This window comes from Sporosarcina koreensis, assembly GCF_042655825.1.
GTDB classification, from domain to species: Bacteria; Bacillota; Bacilli; order Bacillales_A; family Planococcaceae; genus Sporosarcina; species Sporosarcina koreensis.
The window spans coordinates 411,404-437,847 of record NZ_JBHSNP010000002.1; the positions used below are offsets into that span (position 1 = coordinate 411,404).

General features: G+C 46.6%; 25 protein-coding genes. 18 read left to right on the forward strand and 7 right to left on the reverse strand.

All coding sequences use genetic code 11. The features are described 5' to 3' along the window. Window positions 1-6: 6 nt before the first annotated feature. Window positions 7-627 carry a DUF47 domain-containing protein gene (locus ACFPTP_RS02180; protein WP_381441773.1) on the reverse strand — a complete coding sequence of 207 codons (621 nt, stop codon included), beginning with the start codon at window positions 625-627 and terminating at the stop codon, window positions 7-9. Between the two features lie 226 nt (window positions 628-853). Between ACFPTP_RS02180 and ACFPTP_RS02185 the strand changes: the two genes are divergently transcribed. The 9 genes from ACFPTP_RS02185 to ACFPTP_RS02225 all read left to right on the forward strand — a co-directional run bounded on the left by ACFPTP_RS02185 (window position 854) and on the right by ACFPTP_RS02225 (window position 9,452). Next, window positions 854-1,387, forward strand: a complete 534-nt coding sequence (locus ACFPTP_RS02185) for an NfeD family membrane protein (protein WP_381441774.1) — start codon at window positions 854-856, stop codon at window positions 1,385-1,387. Window positions 1,388-1,422: 35 nt separating this feature from the next. After that, the gene (locus ACFPTP_RS02190) at window positions 1,423-2,973 is read left to right on the forward strand and encodes an SPFH domain-containing protein (protein ID WP_381441776.1); all 1,551 of its coding nucleotides are present in this window, start codon (window positions 1,423-1,425) and stop codon (window positions 2,971-2,973) included. Between the two features lie 189 nt (window positions 2,974-3,162). Next, window positions 3,163-3,861 (forward strand): ABC transporter ATP-binding protein, encoded by a 699-nt coding sequence (locus tag ACFPTP_RS02195; protein WP_381441777.1) that lies wholly within the window; start codon window positions 3,163-3,165, stop codon window positions 3,859-3,861. Continuing rightward, a complete protein-coding gene (locus ACFPTP_RS02200; RefSeq protein WP_381441778.1) occupies window positions 3,851-5,122 on the forward strand; it encodes an ABC transporter permease in 1,272 nt (423 codons plus the stop codon). Before ACFPTP_RS02195 ends, ACFPTP_RS02200 begins: the two co-directional genes overlap by 11 nt. A gap of 111 nt (window positions 5,123-5,233) precedes the next feature. Next, on the forward strand, window positions 5,234-6,163 hold the full coding sequence (locus tag ACFPTP_RS02205; RefSeq protein ID WP_381441779.1) for an HD-GYP domain-containing protein: 930 nt from the start codon (window positions 5,234-5,236) through the stop codon (window positions 6,161-6,163). 101 nt (window positions 6,164-6,264) lie between these two features. Next, a complete protein-coding gene (gene fumC / locus ACFPTP_RS02210) occupies window positions 6,265-7,647 on the forward strand; it encodes a class II fumarate hydratase (protein WP_381441780.1) in 1,383 nt (460 codons plus the stop codon). A 1-nt stretch (window position 7,648) separates the two neighbouring features. Continuing rightward, window positions 7,649-8,062, forward strand: coding sequence for an HIT family protein (locus ACFPTP_RS02215; RefSeq protein WP_381441781.1), 414 nt, complete (start codon window positions 7,649-7,651; stop codon window positions 8,060-8,062). A gap of 62 nt (window positions 8,063-8,124) precedes the next feature. After that, window positions 8,125-8,622, forward strand: a complete 498-nt coding sequence (locus ACFPTP_RS02220; RefSeq protein ID WP_381441782.1) for a PCYCGC motif-containing (lipo)protein — start codon at window positions 8,125-8,127, stop codon at window positions 8,620-8,622. A 308-nt stretch (window positions 8,623-8,930) separates the two neighbouring features. Beyond that, complete coding sequence (locus ACFPTP_RS02225; protein WP_381441783.1) at window positions 8,931-9,452, forward strand: DinB family protein; 522 nt, start codon at window positions 8,931-8,933, stop codon at window positions 9,450-9,452. A 47-nt stretch (window positions 9,453-9,499) separates the two neighbouring features. Here ACFPTP_RS02225 and rsiV read toward each other — a convergent pair whose 3' ends face one another. Next, window positions 9,500-10,375, reverse strand: coding sequence for an anti-sigma-V factor RsiV (gene rsiV / locus ACFPTP_RS02230; protein WP_381441784.1), 876 nt, complete (start codon window positions 10,373-10,375; stop codon window positions 9,500-9,502). Then, entirely contained in the window at window positions 10,368-10,868 is a 501-nt protein-coding gene (locus ACFPTP_RS02235; protein WP_381441785.1) for an RNA polymerase sigma factor, read from the reverse strand. Before ACFPTP_RS02235 ends, rsiV begins: the two co-directional genes overlap by 8 nt. A 133-nt stretch (window positions 10,869-11,001) precedes the next feature. On the opposite strand from ACFPTP_RS02235, the gene ACFPTP_RS02240 reads away from it, so the two are divergent. Both ACFPTP_RS02240 and ACFPTP_RS02245 read left to right on the forward strand, forming a co-directional pair. After that, window positions 11,002-11,658 (forward strand): Dph6-related ATP pyrophosphatase, encoded by a 657-nt coding sequence (locus ACFPTP_RS02240; protein ID WP_381441786.1) that lies wholly within the window; start codon window positions 11,002-11,004, stop codon window positions 11,656-11,658. A 197-nt stretch (window positions 11,659-11,855) separates the two neighbouring features. Beyond that, complete coding sequence (locus tag ACFPTP_RS02245) at window positions 11,856-12,416, forward strand: integrase (RefSeq protein WP_381441787.1); 561 nt, start codon at window positions 11,856-11,858, stop codon at window positions 12,414-12,416. Between the two features lie 44 nt (window positions 12,417-12,460). On the opposite strand, the gene ACFPTP_RS02250 is transcribed toward ACFPTP_RS02245, so the two are convergent. Next, window positions 12,461-13,630, reverse strand: coding sequence for a class I SAM-dependent methyltransferase (locus tag ACFPTP_RS02250; protein WP_381441788.1), 1,170 nt, complete (start codon window positions 13,628-13,630; stop codon window positions 12,461-12,463). Between the two features lie 235 nt (window positions 13,631-13,865). Then, window positions 13,866-14,597, reverse strand: coding sequence for an oxygen-insensitive NADPH nitroreductase (gene nfsA, locus ACFPTP_RS02255; RefSeq protein ID WP_381441789.1), 732 nt, complete (start codon window positions 14,595-14,597; stop codon window positions 13,866-13,868). Window positions 14,598-14,686: 89 nt separating this feature from the next. On the opposite strand from nfsA, the gene ACFPTP_RS02260 reads away from it, so the two are divergent. Together ACFPTP_RS02260 and ACFPTP_RS02265 are read left to right on the forward strand one after the other, a co-directional pair. After that, window positions 14,687-16,246: an FMN-binding glutamate synthase family protein gene (locus ACFPTP_RS02260; protein ID WP_381441790.1), complete on the forward strand. Its 1,560-nt coding sequence runs from the start codon at window positions 14,687-14,689 to the stop codon at window positions 16,244-16,246. A 123-nt stretch (window positions 16,247-16,369) separates the two neighbouring features. After that, window positions 16,370-18,013, forward strand: coding sequence for an AMP-binding protein (locus ACFPTP_RS02265; RefSeq protein ID WP_381441791.1), 1,644 nt, complete (start codon window positions 16,370-16,372; stop codon window positions 18,011-18,013). 100 nt (window positions 18,014-18,113) lie between these two features. Here ACFPTP_RS02265 and ACFPTP_RS02270 read toward each other — a convergent pair whose 3' ends face one another. Beyond that, window positions 18,114-18,479 (reverse strand): DUF2188 domain-containing protein, encoded by a 366-nt coding sequence (locus ACFPTP_RS02270; RefSeq protein WP_381441792.1) that lies wholly within the window; start codon window positions 18,477-18,479, stop codon window positions 18,114-18,116. Between the two features lie 232 nt (window positions 18,480-18,711). Here ACFPTP_RS02270 and putP point away from each other — a divergent pair, with 232 nt between their 5' ends. The 3 genes from putP to hflX all read left to right on the forward strand — a co-directional run bounded on the left by putP (window position 18,712) and on the right by hflX (window position 22,252). Then, a complete protein-coding gene (gene putP, locus ACFPTP_RS02275) occupies window positions 18,712-20,196 on the forward strand; it encodes a sodium/proline symporter PutP (RefSeq protein WP_381441793.1) in 1,485 nt (494 codons plus the stop codon). Window positions 20,197-20,277: 81 nt separating this feature from the next. Further along, a complete protein-coding gene (locus ACFPTP_RS02280; protein ID WP_381441794.1) occupies window positions 20,278-20,964 on the forward strand; it encodes a VOC family protein in 687 nt (228 codons plus the stop codon). Window positions 20,965-20,980: 16 nt separating this feature from the next. Next, window positions 20,981-22,252, forward strand: coding sequence for a GTPase HflX (hflX, locus tag ACFPTP_RS02285; protein WP_381441795.1), 1,272 nt, complete (start codon window positions 20,981-20,983; stop codon window positions 22,250-22,252). A 142-nt stretch (window positions 22,253-22,394) separates the two neighbouring features. Here the strand turns inward: hflX and ACFPTP_RS02290 are convergent, their stop codons facing one another. Next, window positions 22,395-24,113, reverse strand: coding sequence for an ABC transporter ATP-binding protein (locus tag ACFPTP_RS02290; protein WP_381441797.1), 1,719 nt, complete (start codon window positions 24,111-24,113; stop codon window positions 22,395-22,397). A 228-nt stretch (window positions 24,114-24,341) separates the two neighbouring features. Between ACFPTP_RS02290 and ACFPTP_RS02295 the strand changes: the two genes are divergently transcribed. Continuing rightward, entirely contained in the window at window positions 24,342-25,229 is an 888-nt protein-coding gene (locus ACFPTP_RS02295; RefSeq protein ID WP_381441798.1) for a DUF6612 family protein, read from the forward strand. Window positions 25,230-25,397: 168 nt separating this feature from the next. Further along, complete coding sequence (locus tag ACFPTP_RS02300) at window positions 25,398-26,384, forward strand: FapA family protein (protein WP_381441800.1); 987 nt, start codon at window positions 25,398-25,400, stop codon at window positions 26,382-26,384. Window positions 26,385-26,444: the final 60 nt, after the last annotated feature.

Below are 26,444 nucleotides of genomic sequence, written 5' to 3' on the forward strand. Positions count from 1 at the left end.
TACTCCTTACGCGTTTCGCATGATGATTGTTTCGATTGTGTTAGCCACGTCCTGGCAATGGTCCGCAATGTCTTCCAGCAGCTCATAAATATCCTTGAACTGGATGATGCGGATCGGATCCTTTTCGCGGATGAACAACTGTTTGATCGATGTGCGCAGGACTTCATCGCAAATGCGCTCATATTCTTTGATCAATACAGCATGATCACGCATTTGTACGAGCTTCCTCTTCGCCAGCAGCTCCATCGCCTTGACGATTTCATCGGAGCTTTTCACGATATTATCCATGAATTTCTGGACATACTCATCGATTTCCGTGAGTGAGAACATCTCCAGATTCGCTGCGAAATGTTCGATGCCATCTAGGATATCGTCCATTTTAATGGCCAATTGCAAGATGTCTTCCCGTTCAATCGGCGTCATGAATGAGATATTAAGCTTGGAGATGAGATCATGGATCATATCATCGCCGGATGTTTCGTATTCCTTTAGCTTAATGCTTACTTCCTTTAAGTCTGCTACTGATGTCACTTTATAGTCATTCGCATAGTGCATCGCTTCCTTGACATGCTCAGCAATCTCCAAAAGAGCTGCGAAAAAAGGATCGGTTTTACGTGGACTGAACATTTTTAAGCCTCCATCCGTTTCCGGAATCAATTTTTTAGTAGTCCTATCATAGCAAAAAATAATAAAAATAAGTACAGATATACTTCCTTATTTCTTATTACAAGTGACAATTTTGTTGAGTTTTAATATTGGAAAGTCCAAAAAATACTTCTGGGAATATTGAAACTTTATTACCGGCCGACCGTATGTATAGTAGAATTCAAATAGGAGAAGGCGAGGTGAGAGGATGGAAGTGTTCGGAATGCCGGTTATCAATGTCTATTTGACCGTGCTTATCATCGCGGGATTAGCAACCGTGCTGTATATTCTCTTCAGTGATATTGCAGAGGGGATAGGTGACGCGAGTCCACTTTTGGATCCCGCAGTCATTCTTGCATTCATTTCATTTACATCTGCAGTCGGTTATATTTTGGAGTTGACGACAGAATGGAATCATTTGCTGATCTTGATCATTGCACTTGTAGCGGCGACCGCATTGGACTTCCTTCTATATTTCTTCGTGCTCCTTCCTTTGAAATCCGCGGAAGTATCGCTTGCCTATACGGATGAATCACTCACGGGCCAAGTCGGCAAAGTCATCGTTCCGATTCCAGTTGACGGCTTCGGCGAAATCATCATCGAATCGGTAAATGGCATCATTTCGAAAAGGGCCGCCGGGTACGAAAACAAAGCGATCGACTACGGAAAAGAAGTGCTGATCATCGAAGTGAAGGAAGGAACGTTCATCGTAAAGGAATATGAGCCTTTCCGCTTCAAATGAGCAAATCAAAACTAATTAATTAAGGGGGAATCAGAATGCCAGGAATTTCAGGAATGTTTATTGTCATCGGGATTGTTGTATTCATTTTGCTAGCTGTCATCCTTGTCTACATTTCGAAGTACAAGACAGTCGGGCCGGATGAAGCGCTCATCGTGACAGGAAGCTATTTAGGGTCAAAAAACGTACATACGGATGACTCGGGCAACCGGATCAAAATCATCCGTGGCGGGGGAACGTTCGTCTTCCCTGTGTTCCAACAATCGGAGCCGCTCAGCTTGCTTTCAAGCAAATTGGAAGTAACGACGCCTGAAGTGTACACAGAACAAGGTGTTCCGGTCATGGCCGACGGAACCGCCATCATTAAGATCGGAGGATCGATTTCTGAAATCGCGACGGCAGCGGAGCAGTTTTTAGGAAAATCGAAAGCCGACCGCGAAAATGAAGCGAAGGAAGTGCTGGAAGGACATTTGCGTTCCATTCTAGGATCGATGACGGTCGAAGAGATTTATAAGAACCGTGATAAGTTCTCCCAGGAAGTGCAACGTGTCGCTTCGCAAGACTTGGCTAAAATGGGGCTTGTCATCGTTTCATTTACGATCAAAGATGTACGCGATAAAAACGGTTATTTGGATTCACTCGGTAAACCGCGTATCGCCCAAGTGAAACGCGATGCCGACATTGCGACGGTTGAAGCTGAGAAAGAGACGCGCATCAAGAATGCCGAAGCATCGAAAGAAGCGCAAAAAGCTGAAATCGAACGTGCAACTGAAATTGCGGAAGCAGAGAAGGAAAATCAATTGAAAGTCGCTGACTATCGCCGCGAGCAAGATATTGCGAAAGCGCGCGCCGACCAAGCGTATGAGCTAGAATCCGCACGTGCGAAGCAGGAAGTTACGGAGCAGGAGATGCAAGTCCGCATCATCGAGCGTCAAAAGCAGATCGAATTGGAAGAGAAAGAGATTCTGCGCCGTGAGAAGCAATACGATTCCGAAGTTAAGAAGAAGGCCGATGCGGATCGCTATGCAATCGAGCAAAACGCAGCCGCTGAAAAATCCCGTCAAATGGCGGAGGCGGATGCAGAGAAATACCGCATCGAAGCACGTGCTGCGGCGGATGCAGAGAAAATCCGACTCGATGGTTTGGCAAAAGCCGACTCGCAACGCGCACAAGGTGAATCGGAAGCAGACGTCATCCGCTTGAAAGGTCTTGCGGAAGCCGAAGCGAAGCGCAAGATCGCGGAAGCATTCGAACAATACGGCCAGGCAGCTGTGCTTGACATGATCGTTAAGATGATTCCAGAATACGCGAAGCAAGTCGCAAGCCCGCTTTCGAACATCGACAAGATCACAGTCGTCGACACAGGCGGCGGTGAAGGCGGCGGTGCCAATAAAGTGACATCGTACGCAACGAATCTTATGTCAACATTGCAGGAATCATTGAAAGCCTCTTCAGGCATCGACGTAAAAGAAATGATGGAAAGCTACGTCGGAAAGAATAACTTAAGACCAAGCCTAGACAACTTGGCTGAAGAAATGCGCTCATCCAAACCGGTAGCTGTTAAACCGAAGCCGGTTGATGAGGAATAAGAAGTAGACACCCAAACCGCTCCGCGGTTTGGGTGTTTTTTTATGGTTAACCGCCTGATGTAGGTTGATAACCGCCTGATCGTTATGCTTCTAATCCCACATCTTAAGAATTTCTTCATTTTTCTCCTCACTCTCCCTTAAGATTCTCCCCCTACAATGAGAAACAGTTACTACGTTGGAGGGGAATATATGATACACGTTCAGGAATTGACACATTCATTCAAAATCGGAAAGAAAGGCAAGGAGCGGCAAGTGCCGGTGCTAAAAGGGCTGTCGTTCAAAATCAATGAAGGAGAAATCGTATCGATTGTCGGCCGAAGTGGATCCGGGAAGTCGACACTGCTTCATATATTGGCAGGATTTCTCAAACCGGATGCCGGCATCATTCAAATCGGCAACGCGCGGACGTCTGCCTTCAATGAGACGGAGAGCGCAAAGTTCCGCCTCGATCATTTCGGCTTCATCTTTCAGAATTTCCAGCTCATGCCGGGTCTCACGGCATTCGAAAATGTGGAGTTGCCTCTGAAACTCGCGGGCGTCACTAAAAGGGAGCGCCGACGAAAAGTCAAACAGCTTCTTCAGCTTGTTGGACTCACCGAAGTACAAGACCATTATCCGAATGAATTATCAGGTGGTCAGCAACAGCGAGTGAGCATTGCCCGTGCGCTGGTCACCGATCCACCGATCATCTTTGCGGATGAGCCTACCGGTAGCCTCGACTCAGAGACGGAGCAGGACATCCTTCTCCTCATCCAATCACTTAATAAATCCCGTGGGATCACATTCATCATCATTACGCATGACGACACGGTGGCGGAAACGGCCGACCGCATGTACCGCATGCACGACGGTGAATTAACAGAAGGAGGTGTCGTTCATGCAATTTAACGATCAAATCGATTTCGTCCGCCAGCATATTAAAAAGAATAAACTGCGCGTCTTCATGACAATTTTAGCTGCAACAATGGGAACGGCATTCCTGATCGTCCTTGCATCCGTCGGCTTCGGTATCCACGACACAATGCGAAAAGAAATACTCGATAACCGGTTGGTGAACCAGATTGAAGTATATTCCAGTGAGATGGACCAGGCTAAAGTGGAAGAGCTGAAAAAACGTGACAAAGTGAAGGCTGTTGTCTTCCGCCAGTCTGTAGGTATTAATCAGCAAACGGAACTGGACGGATATACCGGCAACAATACGATGACCGTTACAGATTTCCAAGAAGAAAAGAAAGTGGGCTTCGCCCTAAAAGATGGCCGCCTGCCGGAGAATAAACACGAAGTCGTCGTTGGCAGTCATTTCGCAGAAAGTCTGCTTGAGCAGAAAGCGGCCGAAGCGGCATCGGAACCTTCAACATACAAGGAGCCACTAATCGGCAAACAGTTCACATACAAAATGGGATTGTATGAAAAGAATGAACTGTTTCCCGAAGAGACAAGAATGACTATCGTCGGCATTGCAAAAGAGCCCGCGAAAGATTGGCTCATGGACACGAACATTTATGCGGACGCGGCAATCATGCCCGAGTTGAATCAAATTTTCATCAACCACGTTGAGGACGAAAATAGTGAATTATTCTACGGAAACGTCAATGTCTATGCGGACAATCTGGAAAACGTCACTGCCGTAAGCAAGGCGCTCAAAGACGAAGGATATTCAGTTTATTCGATTGCCGACCAGCTTGAACAACTTGATGTTTTCTTCCTCGCATTCAAAGCGGGTCTCGTCTTCGTTGGTACGATCGCAATCTTAATTGCCTCAATCGGAATTTTCAACACGATGACAATGGCGGTAACAGAACGGACGCGCGAAATCGGGGTCATGAAAGCGATCGGTGCAAGCCCGAAACTGATCCAAAGACTGTTCCTCATGGAGAGCGCATGGATTGGTATCATAGGAACCATCATCGCAGTCATCATCTCGTATGGCGTCAGCTTCATCGCCAATATGGTCTTGCCAATCATCGTTTCTACGGCGCTCGGGGAAGAGGAATTCGCAAGCTTGGATATCACGTTTTCCATCATTCCATGGCAGCTCGTCGTCATCGCATCAGCAATCAGCATTTCAGTCGCAATGATTTCAGGTTGGCGTCCCGCGCGTAAAGCAACAAAAATTGATGTCATTCAAGCGTTGAGACAGGAGATTTAAAAGAAAGTATATTCTATTTATTCAAAAAGAATTGTAGAAGTCCCGGGCATTTTCCGTTATAATGGGAGAAACAATCGGAAGAAGTCGAAATCTGCTTGACGGAGGATGCCTATGGGAAAAACCCGAAATTGCTCGCAACGACAAACAGATGGCCAGTACCCTGTTTTACGGATGACATCCGGAAAAATCACTCTTATGGGACGTTGGAATAATGTTGCGGAAGCCCTCTTTTCGGTATGCGAAGGGGGATCGTTCTGCGCCCAATACAACCCGGAGAATACGATTGTCGAAACGTATACATTATTGGACGGCAATGTCGAAATCGAATACCGCGGCAATCGTACGAAAATGGAAATCGGAGAAACGTTAGACGCTTCCTGTTACGACAAGGTTGTCACGTTTTACGGCACATCAGACGCGGAAATCCTCATGAAAATGGATGCAGACTTCTATGAGCAATTATTTTTCGAAACGCTGACCTTGCAAAACGAGATGGATGCCGTCTCGCAAGTCGACGGGTATACGTATCACCATTGCGACCGGATCAGGCAATACGCCATCGAAGTGTGGAAACGGATGGACCGGCCGAAAGAAAGCCTCAAATTGCTGCGGTGGGGTTCCTTCTTCCACGATATCGGCAAGCTCGCGATTCCTCTCGAGATTTTGAATAAACCCGGAAAGCTCACGCCGGAAGAATGGGAAACGATGAAATCGCATTCCTTGATCGGCGCCAACATCATGCGGGCCCACCCGGTGGAATGGCTGAAAGATGCCGCGTTCATCGTCGAGCAGCATCACGAACGATATGATGGCAAAGGGTATCCTTATGGTTTGAAAGAGGACGAAATCTCCATCGAGGCCGCCATCGTCTCCGTCGTCGATGCTTACGACGCCATGACAACGGAGCGGGTTTACAAGCAGGCGATGACGGCGGAAGAAGCGATTGCAGAATTGGAAAGTGGAAAAGGGGCGCAATTTCACCCGGCTGTAGTGGATAGATTTATAGAACTCTTTCTGGAAAATAAACTTGCAAGAATCTGAAAGACTCGGAAAACCGGGTCTTTTCATTTTATTTCAACTCAAAAAAGGTGCATGATAGAAGGAGAGTTATCAATTATTCATATGTGAAAGGCGGAGGGAACATGGAATATCGTATCGAGCATGACACATTTGGAGAAATCAAAGTACCAGCGGATAAGTTATGGGGCGCGCAAACACAGCGAAGCAAACAGAACTTCAAAATCGGCGGAGAACGGATTCCGCTCGGCGTCATCCGTGCGTTCGCCCATTTGAAAAAATCTGCAGCAATTGCGAGCAACTCTTTCGGCAATCTATCTGACGCGAAAATGAAAGCGATCAAGACCGCTGCGGAAGAAGTGATCGAAGGCAAATGGGACGATCATTTCCCGCTCGTCGTCTGGCAAACAGGCAGCGGAACGCAATCGAACATGAACATGAACGAAGTGCTTGCGAACCGCGGCAACCAGCTGTTAGAAGAATGGGGCGAAGAGGAACGACTGCATCCGAACGACGATGTGAATAAATCTCAAAGCTCGAACGATACATTCCCGACAGCTTTGCACGTCGCAGGCGTTATCGCGGTGGAACGTGAATTGCTTCCTTCATTGAAAGAGTTGAAAGAAACCCTCGGCAAGAAATCGGATGAATTCATGGACATCATCAAGATTGGCCGTACGCATCTGCAAGACGCGACGCCGCTCACGTTGGGCCAGGAAATCAGCGGCTGGCATCGCATGCTTGAAAAGACGGAAAAAATGCTGAATGACAGCGTCCAATCGATGAAAGAACTTGCTATCGGTGGAACCGCGGTCGGCACGGGCTTGAATGCACCGAAAGGATTCGGAGAGAAAGTTGCTGAAGAAATATCAAAGTCGGTCGGCATTGCTTTCACATCAGCTGAAAATAAATTCCACGCGCTGACGAGCTATGACGAAGTCGTTTATACACATGGTGCGATGAAGGCCCTTGCAGCGGATTTGATGAAAATCGCGAACGATGTCAGATGGTTAGCAAGCGGCCCGCGTTCAGGGATCGGCGAAATCACCATTCCGGAAAATGAACCGGGAAGCTCCATCATGCCGGGCAAGGTCAACCCGACGCAAAGTGAAGCTCTTACAATGGTCGTTGCACAAGTGATGGGGAATGATGCAACAATCGGATTTTCTGCGAGTCAAGGAAACTTCGAATTGAACGTCTTCAAGCCGGTCATCATCTACAACTTCCTGCAATCTGCAAAGCTTCTTGCAGACGGAATGCGCAGCTTCAACGACAATTGCGCGGTCGGCATCGAACCGAACCGGGAAGAGATTGATAACAAAGTGAAAAACTCGCTCATGCTTGTAACGGCATTGAATCCGTATATCGGTTATGAAAACGCAGCGAAAATCGCGAAGACAGCCCATAAGGAAGGCACGACATTGAAGGAAGCGGCGCTCAAAACCGGTCTATTGACGGCGGAACAATTCGATGAATACGTCGATCCTTCGAAGATGATCGGGCGTTAACATGTACGTGGAAAATTGCCCATACTGCAACTTGACCGCGGATTCCGAGCAGCAAATCATTTTTGAAACAGAGACTTGCGTGTATATCCAAAAACCTTCCGAGCAAACAGTGTTGGAAGGCAGCGGCTTAATCATACCGAAACGGCATGCGGCCGATGTGTTTTCATTAACAGCTGAAGAGTGGCGGGATACGCAGGAGCTTCTGTTAAAAGCGAAGACCTATTTGGAAGAGCGTTATGATCACGAAGGCTATTCGGTTGGCTGGAATACAGGCGAAGTGGGCGGGCAGTCTATTCCGCACGCCCATCTGCATGTCATCCCCCGGTTTGCGGACGAACCGCTAGCCGGGAAAGGCATTCGCCACTGGATCAAGCAGAAGGATAATATCCGCGCCGCAATGTCCACAAAGTTGTAACCTACTCCAAGCGGATTTCCGCTATGATGGAAGGACAAGGAACTTAAAAGGAGTCGACATGAATGAAGAAAATCATGCCTTTCATGCTTATACTGATGCTTGTCCTTTCTGCTTGCGGTAACAAGGCGCAGCAGCACTCGGAAGATGAACATTTGGAAGTGGGCCATGAAAAACACTTGCCGAATGGCGATTTGCAGGAAGTGACCGAATCCGCAGCAGTCCTGCCGAAGTTCTTGGATGACAAACCGGAAGACATGCGTCTCGTGTATCAAGTGGCGGCATCCGCCTCGGACGTACTCGCCTATATGCCATGCTACTGCGGCTGCGGTGAAAGTGCAGGACACAGAAGCAACTTGAACTGCTTCGTCGATGAAATACGCAAAGACGGATCTGTCGTCTGGGACGACCACGGCACACGCTGCCTCGTATGCCTGGAAATCGCAGTTAAATCCGTTCAAATGAAACAAGAAGGCAAATCGATGAAGGAAATCCGTGAATTCATCGATGACACATACAAAGAAGGCTACGCAGAACCGACAGACACGCCGATGCCTGCATAATAACACCGCTCCATCCCATTCGGATGGAGCGTTTTTTACGATCCGCGCATAAACTCAGGGAAAGACGCATAAATTGCTCCAAGGACGCATATATCATTTCACATACGCATAAATCACGAAAATGCCTCATAAATGCCCCTAGATACGCATAAATCCTATCAAACACGCATAAATAATCCAAATTACAAATATTACCAACATCTTATTTTTCTGAATATGTTTCTATCACTTTAAATTTTCTCCAAAACGTCGTATGCTGTGGGAGTAAATTGAAAGCCCCTAATTCGTTCTACATGAGGAGAGATATAATGGTTTTTGAGGGGAATAATAAAATCCGCAGAAAAATCTATCAAACCATCGATGGGATGACCGATGAAGAGTTTAACGGAACACCGTCAACAGGCGGCTGGTCTCCGAAGCAGATTCTGGAGCATCTTGCATTGATGGAAACATATATAGCTTCAAAAATATCGGGAGAATTGAAGAATCCGGCGAGCCCGAAAGCCTCCAAGAAAATGATCGTCCTTTCAGGAAGCCTGCTCGTCAAAGGTGAACTCCCTTTGCAAACCCGCCCGACAAATACGTACAAAACGATTGCTGAAATAAAAGAGGAGCTTCATAATTCCAGGATTTATTTGCTAGATGTCTACGACGGCAGCTGCAAGGACCAATTGCGTGAAAAGTCGTTCAAGCATCCGAACCTCGGCTTGATTCCTTTGGAACAATGGTTCCCCGTCATCGGCTTGTACGAAAAATGCCATTTGAAGCAATTGAAGAAAACGATTGACGAATTGCGAATAAACGGCTGCTCGCTGGAAGCGGCTGAATAAGGAAAGTCCCCGACACGATAATGTAGGGGACTTTTTTGATTCAACGATTATCGGATGTATAGATCGCTCACCAACAGATCCTTCACAACTTCCGTTGGGATTTCAAATGTGACGACACCCATATATCCAGGGGCAACTTCATATTTATCAAACGAAATGACGAGCTTCTGGTCGTTTGTAATGTAGAAGTTCTGATCAGGCTTAATCGTCGTAAAGCCTTCTCCATACTCATCGTTGATGAAATAAGAGATGTTCTCATCTGCTGCCATCTGCCGTTCCATCTCGTCTGCGATATAGGAATTGATCGTTTCGATATACGAATCATCCTTGAAGAGGCTAGGCAGAGTAATCAAGACATTATCGATTTTATCGATCGTGTCGTACGTCATCGTCGTCGATGAGGAAGCGACCGTATTCACTTGATAGCGCATGATCGAAAGAATCCGATCGTTATCGGTCAGCACCTCATAGCCTGCGTCCACTCCAAGATGACCGCCGCCAGCTTCTTTTAACTCCGCAATCTCCTTTTCGAACTGCTCAAATAGCTCTTTGTTTTCCTCTGCATACTTTTCATTCAAAGCGGCTTGCAGTTTTTCGTCTTCTAATCCGGTAATGATTGGTGTGGTTACGTCTGCTTGATAAGTGTCTTCATCGACTGTTAATTGCTGAACAGTGAACACTTCCACAATCGATCCTAAAATCGGCACATTCGCCATTGATTTGGCGAAGGCTGGGCTGACATTGATGCTGCCGATAAAAAGTGCCGCCGCAGCTGCAGCGCCAATGAAGCTGTTCCTAAAAACCGGACGTTTCTTTGTACGCTTCATTTGCGCTTTCTGTATGGAAGCCCTCACCAGGCTATCCAATTCTTCAGGAATATCAATGTCCTCATAATCCTTCTTCAATTTATCCATTTTACTCATACACTTGCTCCTCTCCCATTTCAACACGCAATTTCCGCAGCGCGGAATATAGCCGTGTCTTCACCGTATTGACGTTGTCTCCGGTGATTTCGGCAATTTCATCGATTTTCAAATCCTCGAAAAACCGCAGGATGATAATTGTTTTGTACGTAGGCGGCAGTTGATCGACCGCTTCCTGTAAATCCAGATCACTCATCTCATTTTCCGAAGCCGGTAAATGGCTTTCCAACATATCGTCTTCCATTATGGACACCCGCTGATGTTTGCGAATGAAATCAATGGAGGTGTTGACGACAATTCTGTATAGCCATGTCTTCAAATAGTTCACTTCGTCGAGCCGGTCAATGGATCGGAGTGCTTTAAAGATGGCTTCCTGCACAATATCAAGCGCATTCTCCTTATTTTTCACATAACTGAATGCAAGGCGATAATAGGCTTGTTGATTTTCTACAATATATTTTTCCGCCAATTCGAATTTCTCATCTTTTGTCATGACAATCGGGTCACCTTCTCTAAAAATAACGTATCGCGATCACGTCTCACTAGTATGGACGGTTGATACGTGAAAATAGTTTTCCAAGACTATGCTATGATTTTATTACTATATCGTAGGGGGGCATGTTCAAATGAATAAAGAATCATTTGTCGCTTCGTGGAGTGGCGGGAAGGACTCGGCGCTGGCGTATTACCGCGCGCTTCAGTCAGGGGGAGTGCCGGAACGGATTTGGACGATGTTCGAGGAAGATGAAGAGCGTTCGAAATCTCACGCATTGCCATTGGAAATTATCCAAGCGCAGGCGGGCAGCATCGGTGTGCCTTTGATGATCCGGGGTGCTGACTGGAATGGGTATGAGGAGCGATTTTTAGATGCAATGAAAGAATGCGTCGATGCAGGCATCCCGAATGGGGTTTTCGGGGATATCGATCTTGAAGATCATTTGACATGGGTGCAAACGGCATGCGCCAAAGTCGGTATGAAGGCGATTCACCCCCTATGGTTGGAACCTCGACGGAAGCTGTTGGAGGAATTCGTTAACGCAGGTTTTGAGGCATATATTGTTGTCGTTAATACGAAAATGATGCCGGCAGATTTCATCGGGCGTGAATTCACAATTGAATTGATGGATGAACTGGAATCCCTCGGAATCGATTCATGCGGAGAATCGGGGGAATTCCATACCGTTGTCGTCGATGGGCCGATTTTCAAGAAACGAGTACCGATCGAGTTTAAGGGACGGCATAAGCGGGATGGATATGTATTTTTGGATGTCGGTCTGGAATGAAAAATGTGACCTGCCAACTTAGTCAGTTAGCAGGTTTTTGACAATTTGGTGTAAGTTGGGATTTTTCTATTGAAAAATAGCCGTTATTTATTTATAATGAAAAAGTTGCTTGTGAAAAGCTCCTGAATGAAAAAGATACATGCCAATTTGGCTAACATAGATAGAAACTTAACAGTAAAGGGTGTCAGGGAAAGAGAATGATAGAACGAATGACGGAATCGCAAATCGTCGCTATGATCGAATCGACCATCCGTGCCGTATACATGGATGTGGAGCTGAAGCAGGAGAGTACAGGCGTCAATATGATGTATGATTTCATCAAGGATGAAGTGATTGTCGACATTGCCCGTGTACAAAAAGCTTGCCAAGAACTCCCCGAACCGATGCCACTGGAAACATATCTTCGCGTGTTAACCATCCACGAGCTTGGCCATGCGATGGATCGCCAAGCCTTACTAAACTCTCTCGGCCGAACAAAAGAAATCATCATAATGAAAAAACAAGCCGCTGCCGAAAAACGGCCGACCGATCTGCCGTTCATGACGATGGTAATTGAGGAACATGAAGCAGACATCGCCTTCGAAGAAACTGCCTGGGCCAATGCCGAACTATTGAACAGCTTTTTCGAAATTGTCGATGGGGACACCTTTGAGAATGTGAAAGTGCATAGCCTTTCGACATATCGTGCCGCATATGAGGCCGATTTAAAAATCTTCAATGGTTTCATTCGCACGCAAGAGGAATTATTATCTATATAACAATAAAGAAACCGCCAGCCTGAGGAAATCAGGGGCGGTTTTATTTATTGTAAGTACCCGGCTTCTTTTAATTCACGTTCTAGGAACGGCTTTGCGTTCAGTAAATCCCGAAACGCTTCATACTTTCCAACGGATTCCGTTGACGGTTTCTTGCCTGTTTTATAAGCGCGTATCAAAATATTCTTCGGTGTATGCTCCATATCAATGAACTCAAGCAACTGGGCGTCGTAGCCGACAAGCGTCAGGAGTTCAGCACGGATGGAGTCTGTCGCAAGAGCTGAGAAGCGCTCTTTGATTAACCCATGCTGGAGCATGACGTCAAGCGCAGGCGACTGGATTTGCGAGAATAGTTCATGCTGGCAGCAAGGGACGCTCAAAATGACTTCAGCTCCCCATTTGACAGCGCGCGCCAACGCCATATCTGTTGCAACATCGCATGCATGCAAAGTGACGACCATGTCGACGGACGTTTCTTCGTTATAGTCGTTAATATCACCGACAAGGAATTCAAGTTGTTCATAGCCTAGATCTTTGGCAATCAGATTACATTCCTCAATAACTTCCTTTTTCAAATCGAGCCCTGTCACCCGGATGTCCAATCCTTTTTCGATGTGCAAATAGTGATAGAGGGCAAACGTCAAATAGGATTTACCGGAACCGAAGTCCAAAATACGGACAGGACGGTCTTTCGGCAAGTGGACGAGTGCGTCATCGATGAATTCGACGAAGCGGTTGATTTGCCGGAACTTATCGTATTTCTGCTTCTTCACTTTTCCTTCCGCCGATTGCACGCCAAGGCGGATGAGGAAAGGATAAGGAGTTTCATCGTCCAAGAGATAATTCTTTTTCCGATTATGCGACAAGTCGACTTTCTTCGTTGACGCCGCCTTCTCGCCTTTCCACGAAACTTTGAACTTTTTTGTCAGCTGGATATGAACTTTCTCATCCGTGAACTCTGCCTGCATCTGCTTGAATTGCTCCAATAATTGACGGAGAACTGGCTGGACGTCTGGAATTTTTATATTTTCATGTTTCAAAATGCGTTCGTAGTGATATTCAAATTGAATATGGACTTCTTTCTTGATTTCTACAGGCTTCAGTTTCACTTTCTGCAAGCCTGCTGATTTGTAGCGCGGCTGACTGATTGTCCCGTAGATGAACGTCCCTTCCTGGATTCGGCGGTCGATTTCATCGACTAGTTCTTCAAACTGCATAATGCTGGACCTCTCTTCGTACAAATATGTACTTATAAGAATACAACAAGGGACTGGCTTTTGACCAATCCCCTGAAGTGAATCCAGTTTATGAGTGGAAATTTCAATTTATGCGTGCTTTTGACGATTTATGAGTTTTTCTGCAAGTTTATGCGTGAAAAAAACGTTTTATGCGTGAATAAATGGATTTATGCGCTTTTGGAACGTTTTATGCGCGACTCAACCGTTCAGTTCTTCATTTAAACGTAAATCCGCGTTTCGCCAAGAATTCTTTCATATACGTCCGTCTCGGTGCGGCGAGGAAGTCGGCCATTTGCACGGACCATGCGGTATCCTTCTGATTCGACCCGCGATTAAGGTAATAGTCGTGCATCGTTTGATCGTAAGCTGGAACAATTTCATCGTATTTGGCAGCGTCATAGCTGTTCTCATGAATGATCGCTTCCACTGGCAATCTCGGTTTCACTTCGTTCGCTTCGTCAGGGACGCCGATCGACATGGCGAACATCGGCGCTACGCCGTCCGGAAGTTCTAATAGCTCGCTGATTTCCTCCGGGGCGTTGCGGATGCCTCCGATATAGCAGATGCCGTATCCTTTTGACTCTGCCGCAATGGCGACGTTTTGGGCGAAGAGTGCAACGTCGATGGAGCCGACGAGGACATTTTCAGCATGGGAATAATCGATTTCCTTATCATGCAATGCTGCGGCTTTTGCCAATCGGCAGTAATCTGCACAGAAGATCAGTACTGCGCCGGCAGAAAGGAACTGCCTTTTATTCTTCGACAGTTCAGCCAGTTGTTCCCGTTTTTCCTGATTGGTTACGTGAATGACGGAGTAGGCTTGGACGAAATGGGAGCTCGCGGCATGCTGGCCTGCATGGACCAGTTCCCGGACGTCCTCCTTTGAAAGTGGAATGTCCTTGTATTTCCGTACGGAAGCGTGTGATGTCAATAATTCGATGACCATATGGTTCCCTCCAGAATATTTGTTTATTCTATATTGTGTGAATATGTTCATGGTACACTACTCGTAACGCTTAGAAAAGGGGTGTCCTCATGGATTGGTTTGAAGGTATATCGTTGACGACGACATTGCTCGTCCTTATTTTAGTCATCATTCCTATTTCAATCGCTATCTATCTTTATTTTTATGACAAACGACAGAAGCAGCATGCGATTCTCCGGAATTATCCTGTCCTTGGACGGATGCGATATGTGTTGGAAAAGACAGGACCTGAGCTGCGACAATATTTATTCAATGCGGACCATGAAGGGAAGCCTTTCAACCGGGAAGAATATTTGCATATGGTGCTGCCCGGGAAGTATTTGAACAGCATTATCGGCTTCGGCTCAAAACGTAATTTTGAAGAGGCGGGCTATTACATCCGCAACGCGCTGTTTACGAAGCAGAATGAAGAAATGCGCGTTGATAATGATGAATTGATCAATACGATGCGCTATCGTGTCGATGAGGATAATCTATTCTCAAGGAAGGAGCATCGGGAGGAAATCCCGGCACTTCCTTGGTTGTTGCCTGAAGAGGATGCAATTGTCATCGGACCGAACTGCGAGCATCCTTTCCATGTCAGGAGCCTCCTCGGCCAATCTGCTATGAGTTACGGAGCACTTGGGGAAAATGCCATTACCGCGTTGTCGAAAGGGATCGGCATGGCGAAAGAGGCGTGGATGAATACAGGGGAGGGCGGACTGTCCCCTTACCATTTGGCGGGGGATGCCCATATCATAGCGCAAATCGGTTCTGGGTTATTCGGTTACCGCACGGAGGAAGGGGAGTTCAGCTGGGAGCGTCTCCGGGAAAAGGCGGAAATTCCGCAAGTGAAAGCTTTTGAAATCAAGATGGCACAAGGTGCAAAAATGCGGGGAGGCCACGTTGAAGGTGAGAAAGTGACGGAGGAGATCGCAAAGATCCGGAATGTCGTCCCGTATACAACAATCAACAGTCCTAACCGTTTCAAGCAGTTTTCCGATTATCCGACGTTGTTTGATTTTATTGAACAGATCAGGGACCGTGGCGGAAAGCCGGTCGGGATTAAAATCGTCATCGGTGGCAAGGAGGATGCGGAAGAGCTTGCATCGTTCATGCATGAAACCGGCAAAGGACCTGACTTCATTTCGTTGGATGGAGCGGAAGGGGGATCTGGGGCGACGTATCAGGATTTGGCGGACAGTGTCGGATTGCCGCTCAAGTCGGCGCTCGTCTTATTGGATGATGCACTTCGGAAGTATGAAGTGCGTGACCAAGTGAAGGTCATCGCTTCAGGGAAGATTACGACGCCTGACAAAGCTGCAATCGCTTTGGCGATGGGCGCGGATCTTGTCCAAATTGCCCGTGGCTTCATGATTTCGGTCGGCTGCATCATGGCTGAGCGGTGCCACACGAATGAGTGTCCAGCGGGTGTAGCGACGACAGATAAAAACCTGCAAAGAGGACTTGTCGTCGAGGAGAAGAAATTCCGTGTCACGAATTATATTTTGACGATGCGTGAAGGTTTGTTCCGGATTGCAGCAGCTGCGGGGCTCGATTCTCCGACAAAATTCGAGCGCAATCACGTTGTTTACAAGGATGAAAGGGGACGTGTTTTCCCCGTGGAATAAGGTTATTAAGTCGTTTTGCCTAATTGGCGGAACGGCTTTTTTTGAATTGAAATGCCTAAGACACCTTCTGAATTTTGTGATAATATGTAAATAACTATAGATTCATAGAAAGGGGTTAGATGAATGTCTTTGTTGAGTAAAACGGTTGGCGAGGTCGTAAGGGATTGGGCGAAAGCGTTGCCGGAGCAAGGGGCCTATGTATATCCGGAACATGGTATAAGAAGGACATATGAAGAGTTTGACCGAGAGACAGATGAGCTGGCGAAGGCATTCATCGGGATGGGAATCCAGCGCGGGGAGCATATCGCCATTTGGTCCGATAACAAACCGCAATGGTTGCTGAGTCAGTTTGCTACGGGGAAAATGGGGGCTGTCCTCGTTACGGTGAATACGAATTACCAAGCGAACGAGCTCGAATATTTACTGAAACAATCGGACGCGACAACGCTTATTCTGGATGAAGGGTTCAAAGGGACGTGCTATATCGACATTATCCGCTCCATTTGTCCAGAATTGATGGATAGCAAAGGCGGTGTGGTTACCACCGAAAAGCTGCCTAAATTGAAAAGAGTCATTCTTATGTCGAATCGGGAGGAATCCGGGATCTATAAATGGTCGGAATTCCTTGCCCACGCTGAAGGCATTACGGATGAAGAGTTGACGGAGCGGGAGAAGAGTCTGTCTCCTGATGATGTTATCAATATTCAATATACGTCCGGGACGACCGGATTTCCAAAAGGCGTCATGTTGACGCACAACAATATTGTGAACAACGCAAAAATCATTGGAGATTTCATGAAATTGACGGAGAAAGACCGTCTTTGCATTCCCGTGCCATTCTTCCATTGCTTCGGTGCGGTATTGAGCAATTTGGCAGCGGTGACGCACGGTTCGACAATGGTCATCCTCGAGCAGTTTGACGCCCTCCGCGTACTAGAGGCGGTGCAGGATGAGAAATGTACGGCCCTTAACGGGGTGCCGACGATGTTCATTGCCGAATTGAATCATCCTGACTTCAAGAAATTCGATACGTCGACATTGCGGACCGGCATCATGGCGGGCTCTACTTGTCCGATTGAAGTGATGAAGCAAGTGATCCACGACATGGGTGCGGATGAAATTACAATTTGCTACGGACAGACGGAAGCATCACCTGTCATTACCCAGACGCAAACCGATGATCCGATTGAAAAGCGTGTATCCACTGTCGGAAAACCGCATCCTTTTGTCGAAGTGAAAATCATCGATCCGTTGACAGGTGACGAGATGCCTGTCGGTAGTCCGGGTGAACTGTGCACGCGCGGCTATCACGTGATGAAAGGCTATTATAATAATGCGGAAGCGACGCGCGAGGCGATTGATGAAGATGGCTGGCTCCGTACAGGGGACATCGCCGTCATGGATGAAGATGGCTATATAGACATTACGGGACGAATAAAAGACGTCATCATCCGCGGTGGGGAAAACATCTATCCACGTGAAGTGGAAGAGTTCCTTTATAAACATCCTGGTATATCGGATGTTCAAATCGTCGGGGTGCCGGACCCTAAATACGGTGAGGAATTGATGGCATGGATCATTCCGAAAAAGGGAGCAGCCATTGACGAGGAAGCTGTCCGGTCATTTTGTCAAGGTAATATTTCGTACCATAAAATTCCGAGGTACATTAAATTCATTGACGAATATCCAATGACCGCATCAGGGAAAATCCAGAAATTCAAACTTCGTGAAATGTCGATTGCTGAATCTTTGAGTCATCAAATGTAAAAAGCAACAGGCGGGGGAAATGTAAATCCCTCGCCTGTTTATTTATTTGCAGCTTTGTATGGAAAGAACATTTAAGCTCATCTTAACTGGAGTTGCGAAATCATTCGTATAACGTCGATTCGAGTGATCCGTCAGCATGGTAGACGGCTAGGATTCCGTTATGATCATTGACATACGGTTTGGCTTTATCAAGTAGATCATCCTTTGTGTCCTCCTTGAAAATTGCACGTTCGCCGCCTTCTTTCATGAGAATCCAGTCCTCGTTGCGTGCTTTCGCCTCGTATTTTGGTCGGTTGGCACTATCGCCATGCACGTATTCCCTCGCTTTTGCAGTCGCAATGGAGATCGCACGGCCTTCTTCATTTCCTTCTCGTAATAATGCATTTGCTATTTCGATTGCCTTATTTCGAACGTCAGGCTCAAGATTTTTGAATGAATCAGGATAGTCGTTTTTCGTCCACGGCATGAGAGTCGCCTCCTTACGTAGACAATTCCCTTTTCCGGCTCGCTTAAACGCCTTTCAATTGGAATTATTCCAGTTGTCGAACGATGCACATTTCCCGGGAAATGTGTAGGAAATGATATGAATTTGTTTCGTCAGCTCCCTTTTAGAAATAATGAAATGATTTTTAAAAAATCGTTTTTAATTGATAAAAGAATGTTATTATAAAGAAAAATGAATATGGGAGGGAAAACTTGTGTCCAGTGATTTTTATCAATTGATTGCCATTGTTGTGTATATGGTGGCCATGCTCTTCATCGGCTGGTATGCATACAGGAAAACGACAAATTTGAATGATTACATGCTTGGTGGGCGTTCGCTCGGACCTGCAGTCACTGCACTGAGTGCTGGCGCGGCAGATATGTCGGGTTGGCTGCTCATGGGTCTTCCGGGGGCCATATATGCAGTCGGGCTGACGGAAGCTTGGATTGCCATCGGTTTGACAGTAGGTGCGTATTTGAACTGGCTCCTCGTCGCACCAAGACTTCGCGTCTATACACAAGTATCAAGCGACTCGATTACGATTCCGAGCTATTTGGAAAGCCGGTTGAAAGATAAGTCGCGACTTCTACGGATCGCTTCCGGAATTATCATTCTTGTTTTCTTCACATTCTATGTCTCTTCAGGCATGGTTGCCGGCGGAAAATTCTTTATGAGTTCATTCGGACTCAATTATCATTCAGGAATGTTGATTGTTTCCGCGGTCGTCATCGCCTATACGCTATTCGGAGGATTTCTGGCCGTCAGTTATACGGATTTCGTACAAGGGCTCACGATGTTTTTCGCTCTATTATTAGTTCCGATTATCGGTTTGACATTAACAGGCGGTTTCGCGGAAACAGCTGCCAGCATCAGAGAAGTCGATCCTTCCAGGCTTAGTCTTATAAAAGGGGCCACGATAGCAGGAGTCATATCTTCTGTTGCTTGGGGGCTCGGCTATTTTGGTCAGCCGCATATTATCGTCCGTTTCATGGCGATCAAATCGGTGAAGGAGACGAAAAGCGCACGCCGGATCGGAATCGGTTGGATGGCGTTGAGCTTGTTCGGTGCTATCGCTACTGCGCTGGTGGGGATTGCCTATTACCAGCAAAACGCAGGCTCCGAGTTGGTCGATCCGGAAACAGTGTTCATTGCATTAGGGCAGGTCATTTTCCATCCGTTTATAGCAGGAATCATGCTTGCAGCGGTTCTTGCCGCTATTATGAGTACGATCTCTTCGCAGTTGATCGTCACTTCATCAGCCCTTATTGAAGACTTATACAAGGCGATCATCAAGTCGGATGCGACAGATAAGCAATATGTCTTCCTTGGAAGAATGGCTGTACTCGTCGTTTCTCTAATTGCAATGGCGCTCGCCTGGCCAAACAATGAATCAATACTAAAGCTTGTATCATTTGCATGGGCCGGCTTCGGAGGTGCATTTGGACCGATTATCCTCCTATCCCTTTTCTGGCGCAAGCTGACTTCGACTGGCGCATTATGGGGAATGGTGGCAGGTGCGATCACTGTCGGTATTTGGGGTAGCATTGACGCGCTGTCGGATACGCTTTATGAAATCGTACCGGGCTTTGTTATCTGTTTAGTCGTCGCGTATTTCGTCAGCTTGATGACATACCGCCCGAATGCGGAAATCGACAAGGAATTCTATGACGCAATGGTTTTATTGAAAAAAGAAAGATAATGGAAACGACCTCCTGCAACTGTAGCGGAGGTCGTATTTTTTTGGATATGGTAATGTATTAATAAGAGGGGGATGAATCAGATGAAGCTTGATCATGTTGTTTATTTCACATCAAAAAGTCCTGATGAAATTGTTGAAGAGCAAAAAAATGAAGGCTCACATACCGTCGTCGGCGGCAGGCATGAACACTGGGGGACGCATAATGCGTTGATGTATGTGAAAAATGCATATGTGGAATGGCTATCCGTGGAGCGCCCCGAATTTGCCGCGCAAGTGGACCATCCGTTGACCCGATTGCTGTTGCATGATTTGAAGGAGAAGGACGGATGGGGCACAATATGTTTATCCGTAACCGATATTGAGCAATTTAATGAGGATATTACAAACAAAGGGTTCGCGACTTCCGGTGTATTGAATGCAGAGCGTCGGACGGGCAGCGGAGAATTGAAGAAGTGGAAAATTCTATTTGTCGATCAGCCCGTTTCCGATGAGCTGCCGTATCCTTTTTTCATAGAGTGGGAAACGCCTGAAGAAATCCGTTTTGAGCAGCTGCGTGCGGAAGGGATATTGACTGCTGAGAATGAGGAGCTTGAAATCCGCGAGTGTATTTTCGCTGTCGAAGATCCGCTTCGGGATACCGGAGAATGGGCAGTGCTCCTTTCGCAGAAGGTCGGGGATTCGAATGACATCATGATAGGGGATGTCCGTTTGAAGTTCGTTCAACAAGAGGGCGGGAAAAATCGGCTACAGGAAGTTGTTATACGGTAAAGAAAGGGGTTTTTTAATGGACATATTAGTGGAATATGCGGTTCTTGTCGGAGTGCAGGAACAGAACGATGAGCATTTTGAATATGAAATGGAAGAATTGAAAAACTTGGCGGAAGCCATCGATGTGAACGTCGTCGGCACGGTGACGCAAAACTTGGAGCGCAGGCACCCGACCACGTATGTCGGAAAAGGGAAAATCGCAGAAATTAAGCGGTTTTACGAAGAGACGGAAGCCAATTTGATCATTTTCAATGATGAGCTTTCCCCGTCCCAAATCCGCAACTTGGAACAGGAGCTCGAAGTGAAGGTCATTGACCGGACGATGCTTATCCTCGACATTTTCGCAAGACGGGCACGGACCCATGAGGCGAGGATGCAAGTCGAATTGGCACAGCTCCAATACACACTTCCTCGGCTCGTCGGTTTGCGCGCATCTTTGAGCAGGCAAGGCGGCGGAACGGGCGGAGGCTTCCAGAACAAGGGGGCAGGGGAGACGAAGCTTGAGCTCGATCGCCGGAAAATCGAAGACCAGATTTCGAAGCTTCGAAGAGATCTCGAGCATGTACGCGACCGGCGCGATACACAGCGGAAACAACGGAAGAAAAGCGGCATTCAGGTCGTATCGATTGTCGGCTATACGAATGCGGGCAAATCGACGCTGATGAATGCACTGCTGCGGAAGATGGACGAGGAAAATACGAAGCAGGTATATGAAGAAAATATGCTTTTCGCGACGCTTGATACGTCGGTGCGTCATTTGAAGTTTGCCGACAATAAGGAATTCCTGCTGACGGACACGGTCGGCTTCGTATCAAAGCTTCCCCATCATTTGATCAAGGCGTTCCGTTCCACATTGGAAGAGGCGCGAGGGGCGGACCTCCTACTGCATGTCGTTGACGTTTCCAATCCTGAATACCGCTATATGATGGAAGTGACGAATGAAACGCTGCATGACGTCGGTGTTGAAAACATTACGACGATCAATGTATACAACAAAGCTGACCTTGCAGGAGTTCCGTATCCAAAAGAGACTGCAGATAGCGTCTGGATTTCAGCCAAAGAGGCGGAAGGCTTGGATGAACTGCTGGAGTTGATTAAGAAGAAAATCTTCGAACAATACATCACTTGCAAATTGCTCGTTCCGTTCGACCGCGGGGACGTCGTGTCCTATTTGAATGATAAGGCGAATGTGAAGAAGACGGAGTATGAGGAAGAGGGTACATTGATGACCGTCGAAATGGATGGTTCTGAAAGAATCAAGTTTGAGGAATTCATTGTTAGTCATTAACGAAAAACGGAAGGCGCCTGTAGCTGGACACTAATCCAATAACGAAAAAACCGTACCGTGTGACTCGCAAGTCGCCGGTACGGTTTTTATCTATAAAGAGAAAGGGGGTGGGATGGTACTAGTATCCCCGATTCACAAAATGTTAAACCTCTTGGAATTGAATATTATGGAGACGGGCAAAAATACCGCCTTTTCTTACTAACTCGTCGTATTTTCCATCTTCCGCAATTCCGTCCTCTGTTACGACGATGACCCTGTCCGCATCACGGATTGTCGCCAATCGGTGGGCAATGACGAGTGTCGTCCGATTTTCTGCTAACTCATTCAATGATTGCTGGATGATGCGTTCCGTTTCTGTATCAAGTGCAGACGTCGCTTCATCCAAAATGAGAATCGGAGGATTTTTCAAGAACATGCGCGCAATTGCAAGACGCTGCTTCTGACCGCCGGATAATTTCAATCCCCGTTCACCGATCTGCGTCTCATACCCGTCAGGCAGCGAAGCTATGAATTCTTCCAAATGCGCCTTTTGCGCGGCGGCCATCACTTCTTCATCGGTTGCATCCAAGTTTCCATACGCGATGTTTTCTTTGATCGTCCCTGTGAATAAAAAGACGTCCTGCAGCACGATTCCGATCTGCGAACGCAACGATTGCTGTGTCATGTTGCGGATATCGATGCCGTCAATCGAAATCGCACCGGAATCGACGTCGTAGAATCTCGGGATAAGGGAACAGATCGTTGTCTTTCCGGCACCGGAAGGACCCACGAACGCAATCGTCTCACCGGATCTTATCGAAAGATCGATGCCGTTCAATACATATTTATTATCATCGTATTGAAAATGGACTTCATCGAAAAGGATATCCCCACTCAAGTGGCTGACAGCCTTCGCACCTGCTCGGTCTTTGATTTCCGGTTCCTGTTCAATCAAATCAAGGAATCTGCGGAAACCAGCCATCCCTTTCGGATATAGCTCAAGCAATGCGCTGATCTTATCAACAGGTTTGATAAGAATATTGACGAAAAGGATGAATGCAACAAGATCCCCGATTGTCAATCGATCATTGAATGTAAACCACGCACCGACAACAAGGACGACCAATGTCACCAGCCTTGTCATCATATACATACTCGAATGCGTCCATGCCATGACGTTGTAAGCGACAAGTTTCGCCAGCCTGAAACTGCCATTGTCTTTTTTGAATCGCGAAATTTCGAAGTCTTCGTTTGTGAATGACTTAACGACCCGCGCGCCAGACACCGAATCCTCGACGCGCGCATTGACATCGGCAATCTTCCCGTACATATTCTGCCACGCTGCATTCATTTTAATATTACAGAATGTCACAAGCACGACGAGAAGAGGGACCATACAGATGGCAATGATGGCGAGTTCAGGATTAATCCCATACATCAGAATAAAAGCTCCGATCATCGTCATGACCGCAATGAACGCATCTTCGGGTCCGTGATGGGCGAGCTCGCCGATATCGAACAGGTCATTTGTGATCCGGCTCATAATATGCCCGGTCTTCGTATTGTCGAAGAAGCGGAATGATTGCCGATGGACATGGTTGAACAGCTGCTGCCTCATATCTGTCTCGATATTGATGCCAAGCTTATGCCCTAAATAACTGACGATGTATTGAAGGAAAGTACTAAGCAAATAGACGAGCAGCAATAATATGCTTATTGTTACGATTTTCCCCCAATCTCCGGATGGGAGAAGTTTGTCGATGAACCATTGGACGGCCATCGGAAATGCCAGCTCAAGCAATGCGACGAATATTGCGCTTGAAAAGTCGATGATGAAAAGCCGTTTGTGTGGCTTATAATAGGAAAAAAATTTTTTCAGCATAGTTTGATGTCCTTTCTATTGTCCCCGTTATTATAGCGGATTTCATTCCGAAGTGACATAAAAACTTCAGTATTCGAAATAATCGAAGGTAGTGGGAAAGGCTCAGAGGTTTTTTGTGGTAGGAATGATTCAAATTTTAGGAAAGTATTAAAATGGTGGAACCCTTTTCTTTTAATACCGTATGATTAGATGTGACGTAAAGAGAAACAAAGAAGGGAAGCGAATCGAATGAAAAAATGGTTAAAGGGTCTTGGTGTCGGTGTTCTCGCGCTTGGATTGGCTGCCTGCGGATCTGCGGCAGAACCGAAAAAGGATGCAGAAACCGGTGAAGAAGTCGAGCTTGAAAATAAAAGTGAGATGACGGCGCAAGAAGTATACAGCAAAGCGATGGAAGCGTCAGAAGAGCAAAAGAGCATGCATGCTGTCATGGATATCAACCAAAAAATGTCCATTCCAAGTCAAGATCTTGAAATGGATTCAAAAATCAAGATGGACATGGATGTTATCGTCGAGCCATTGGCAATGCACCAAAACATGAAGATGGACATGGGCGAGATGGGCAAAATGGACATGGAGCTGTACATGAATGAATCAGGTTTCTTCATGCATGATCCGGAGTCCGGTCAATGGATTAAGATGCCGAAGGATATGTACGATGAAATGATGGCGCAAATGGGCGGCGAAACGGATCCGACGTTGGATATGAAAATGTTCAATGAGTTCAAGGATGATTTCAAATTCGAACAGACAGATGATGAGTACATTTTGACGCTTTCTGCATCAGGCGATAAGTTCAGCGGCCTGATGAAGGAATTGATGGGATCTGCTCTTCCTGCGGATATGGACATGACTGAGGAAGACGCTGAAATGTTGGATAACATGGACGTGAAAAGCCTTAAAGTAGTCATGTACATCGACAAGGAAACATTCTACACGAATGCATTTGACCTTGATATGGATATGACGATGAAAGTCGAAGAGGAAGAAATGCGCATCGTTCAAAAGATGAAATCCGTCATTTCGAAAATCAACGAAATCGATGAGATCGTCGTTCCTCAAGAAGTGATCGACGAAGCGGTTGATCTTGAAGAATTGATGAATCAAACACAAGAATAAGAGTGAGAAAGTGGTCATGGATAGCCAAAAACGGCTTTTCATGACCGCTTTTTTCTACCAACTGGTACTCTTTTAAAGAACTATAATCCAATCAGGTCTGCTCACTCATTAGGTGAGCCGGCCTTTTTTTGCTATTATGAAAGTAAAACAGCGGCTCGAGGTGAGGGTATGGAGAAGTCCGTGACTGCAAAATCACTGACTGGCGATGAATTCTTTTATGACGGAAATGTCGACATACGAAGCGGTAATATCCAGTTCGATGGGGATGTCCGTATCGGAAAGGGCGTGGAAGCCTCCATGTTCGTCAGTGCGACAGGAAAGGTTTTCATTCAAGGATCCGTCCAAAAAGCGACTGTCGAGGCAGGAACATCCGCCATCATCGAAGGAAACGTCCTTTCATCCACCGTTGAGGTCGGCATGCAGGAAGTGTTGGAGGAAGTGTTGGCGGCGCAATTAAGCGGCCTTCTTACTTATTTGGATAGAATTAGCGGCGCGATCCTCGAAATCATCCACATACGAGGCGTCCAGCCTGCAGAAGTCGATGCAAAGGAATTAAAAGACCTTGTTCGGGTCACTCTAAAAGAGGAATACTTAGAATTCCAACATGACAAGCTTGAATTCATTCAAAAAGTAAAGAATCATTCCACCCAATTATCCTCGGACTGGGAACGGATCACCGGAAAATTATATAACATCTTTACAAATACTTCGATGACAGTCGTCCGGAACGCGGAGGAATTTTCACAACTGCTGAAGGAAGCGCACATGCTAATTGAACAATATTCCGCAATGGGAAGCGGGGGCTCGCAGTTGAAGCTTCCGTACGCCATCAACAGTGTACTTTCTTGCAACGGTACAATCGAGGTGACGGATTTCGGACTATACAATTGTTCTGTGACCGCCAAGAATCGTGTGTCAGTCGAAGGTTGCTGCCGCGGCGGCGTCATTGTTGCGGGCGAAAAGGTATCCATAAAGGAGACCGGTTCCACGAAAGGCGTGAAAACAGTCGTCAAGACGGAAAGCGGCGGGACGATTACGATCGGCCTTGCGCGCTGCGGCACAGAGATATGGGTAGGAGACGAAGTGTATCATGTTGATGCAGATGAATTGGGGATCCATGCGCGCATGAAAGACGGGCAATTACAGATTCATTAAAAAAACTTCTTGTGAATAGTCGTTGTCCGGGAGTATAATGACAAGTGTCAAGACACCAAA

What these genes read in the sequence shown, in the direction of transcription:
- ACFPTP_RS02180 (WP_381441773.1), bottom strand. Translation starts at nt 627, where the DNA reads ATGTTCAGTCCACGTAAAACCGATCCTTTTTTCGCAGCTCTTTTGGAG.
- ACFPTP_RS02185 (WP_381441774.1), top strand. Translation starts at nt 854, where the DNA reads ATGGAAGTGTTCGGAATGCCGGTTATCAATGTCTATTTGACCGTGCTT.
- ACFPTP_RS02190 (WP_381441776.1), top strand. Translation starts at nt 1,423, where the DNA reads ATGCCAGGAATTTCAGGAATGTTTATTGTCATCGGGATTGTTGTATTC.
- ACFPTP_RS02195 (WP_381441777.1), top strand. Translation starts at nt 3,163, where the DNA reads ATGATACACGTTCAGGAATTGACACATTCATTCAAAATCGGAAAGAAA.
- ACFPTP_RS02200 (WP_381441778.1), top strand. Translation starts at nt 3,851, where the DNA reads ATGCAATTTAACGATCAAATCGATTTCGTCCGCCAGCATATTAAAAAG.
- ACFPTP_RS02205 (WP_381441779.1), top strand. Translation starts at nt 5,234, where the DNA reads ATGGGAAAAACCCGAAATTGCTCGCAACGACAAACAGATGGCCAGTAC.
- fumC (WP_381441780.1), top strand. Translation starts at nt 6,265, where the DNA reads ATGGAATATCGTATCGAGCATGACACATTTGGAGAAATCAAAGTACCA.
- ACFPTP_RS02215 (WP_381441781.1), top strand. Translation starts at nt 7,649, where the DNA reads ATGTACGTGGAAAATTGCCCATACTGCAACTTGACCGCGGATTCCGAG.
- ACFPTP_RS02220 (WP_381441782.1), top strand. Translation starts at nt 8,125, where the DNA reads ATGAAGAAAATCATGCCTTTCATGCTTATACTGATGCTTGTCCTTTCT.
- ACFPTP_RS02225 (WP_381441783.1), top strand. Translation starts at nt 8,931, where the DNA reads ATGGTTTTTGAGGGGAATAATAAAATCCGCAGAAAAATCTATCAAACC.
- rsiV (WP_381441784.1), bottom strand. Translation starts at nt 10,375, where the DNA reads ATGAGTAAAATGGATAAATTGAAGAAGGATTATGAGGACATTGATATT.
- ACFPTP_RS02235 (WP_381441785.1), bottom strand. Translation starts at nt 10,868, where the DNA reads ATGACAAAAGATGAGAAATTCGAATTGGCGGAAAAATATATTGTAGAA.
- ACFPTP_RS02240 (WP_381441786.1), top strand. Translation starts at nt 11,002, where the DNA reads ATGAATAAAGAATCATTTGTCGCTTCGTGGAGTGGCGGGAAGGACTCG.
- ACFPTP_RS02245 (WP_381441787.1), top strand. Translation starts at nt 11,856, where the DNA reads ATGATAGAACGAATGACGGAATCGCAAATCGTCGCTATGATCGAATCG.
- ACFPTP_RS02250 (WP_381441788.1), bottom strand. Translation starts at nt 13,630, where the DNA reads ATGCAGTTTGAAGAACTAGTCGATGAAATCGACCGCCGAATCCAGGAA.
- nfsA (WP_381441789.1), bottom strand. Translation starts at nt 14,597, where the DNA reads ATGGTCATCGAATTATTGACATCACACGCTTCCGTACGGAAATACAAG.
- ACFPTP_RS02260 (WP_381441790.1), top strand. Translation starts at nt 14,687, where the DNA reads ATGGATTGGTTTGAAGGTATATCGTTGACGACGACATTGCTCGTCCTT.
- ACFPTP_RS02265 (WP_381441791.1), top strand. Translation starts at nt 16,370, where the DNA reads ATGTCTTTGTTGAGTAAAACGGTTGGCGAGGTCGTAAGGGATTGGGCG.
- ACFPTP_RS02270 (WP_381441792.1), bottom strand. Translation starts at nt 18,479, where the DNA reads ATGCCGTGGACGAAAAACGACTATCCTGATTCATTCAAAAATCTTGAG.
- ACFPTP_RS02280 (WP_381441794.1), top strand. Translation starts at nt 20,278, where the DNA reads ATGAAGCTTGATCATGTTGTTTATTTCACATCAAAAAGTCCTGATGAA.
- hflX (WP_381441795.1), top strand. Translation starts at nt 20,981, where the DNA reads ATGGACATATTAGTGGAATATGCGGTTCTTGTCGGAGTGCAGGAACAG.
- ACFPTP_RS02290 (WP_381441797.1), bottom strand. Translation starts at nt 24,113, where the DNA reads ATGCTGAAAAAATTTTTTTCCTATTATAAGCCACACAAACGGCTTTTC.
- ACFPTP_RS02295 (WP_381441798.1), top strand. Translation starts at nt 24,342, where the DNA reads ATGAAAAAATGGTTAAAGGGTCTTGGTGTCGGTGTTCTCGCGCTTGGA.
- ACFPTP_RS02300 (WP_381441800.1), top strand. Translation starts at nt 25,398, where the DNA reads ATGGAGAAGTCCGTGACTGCAAAATCACTGACTGGCGATGAATTCTTT.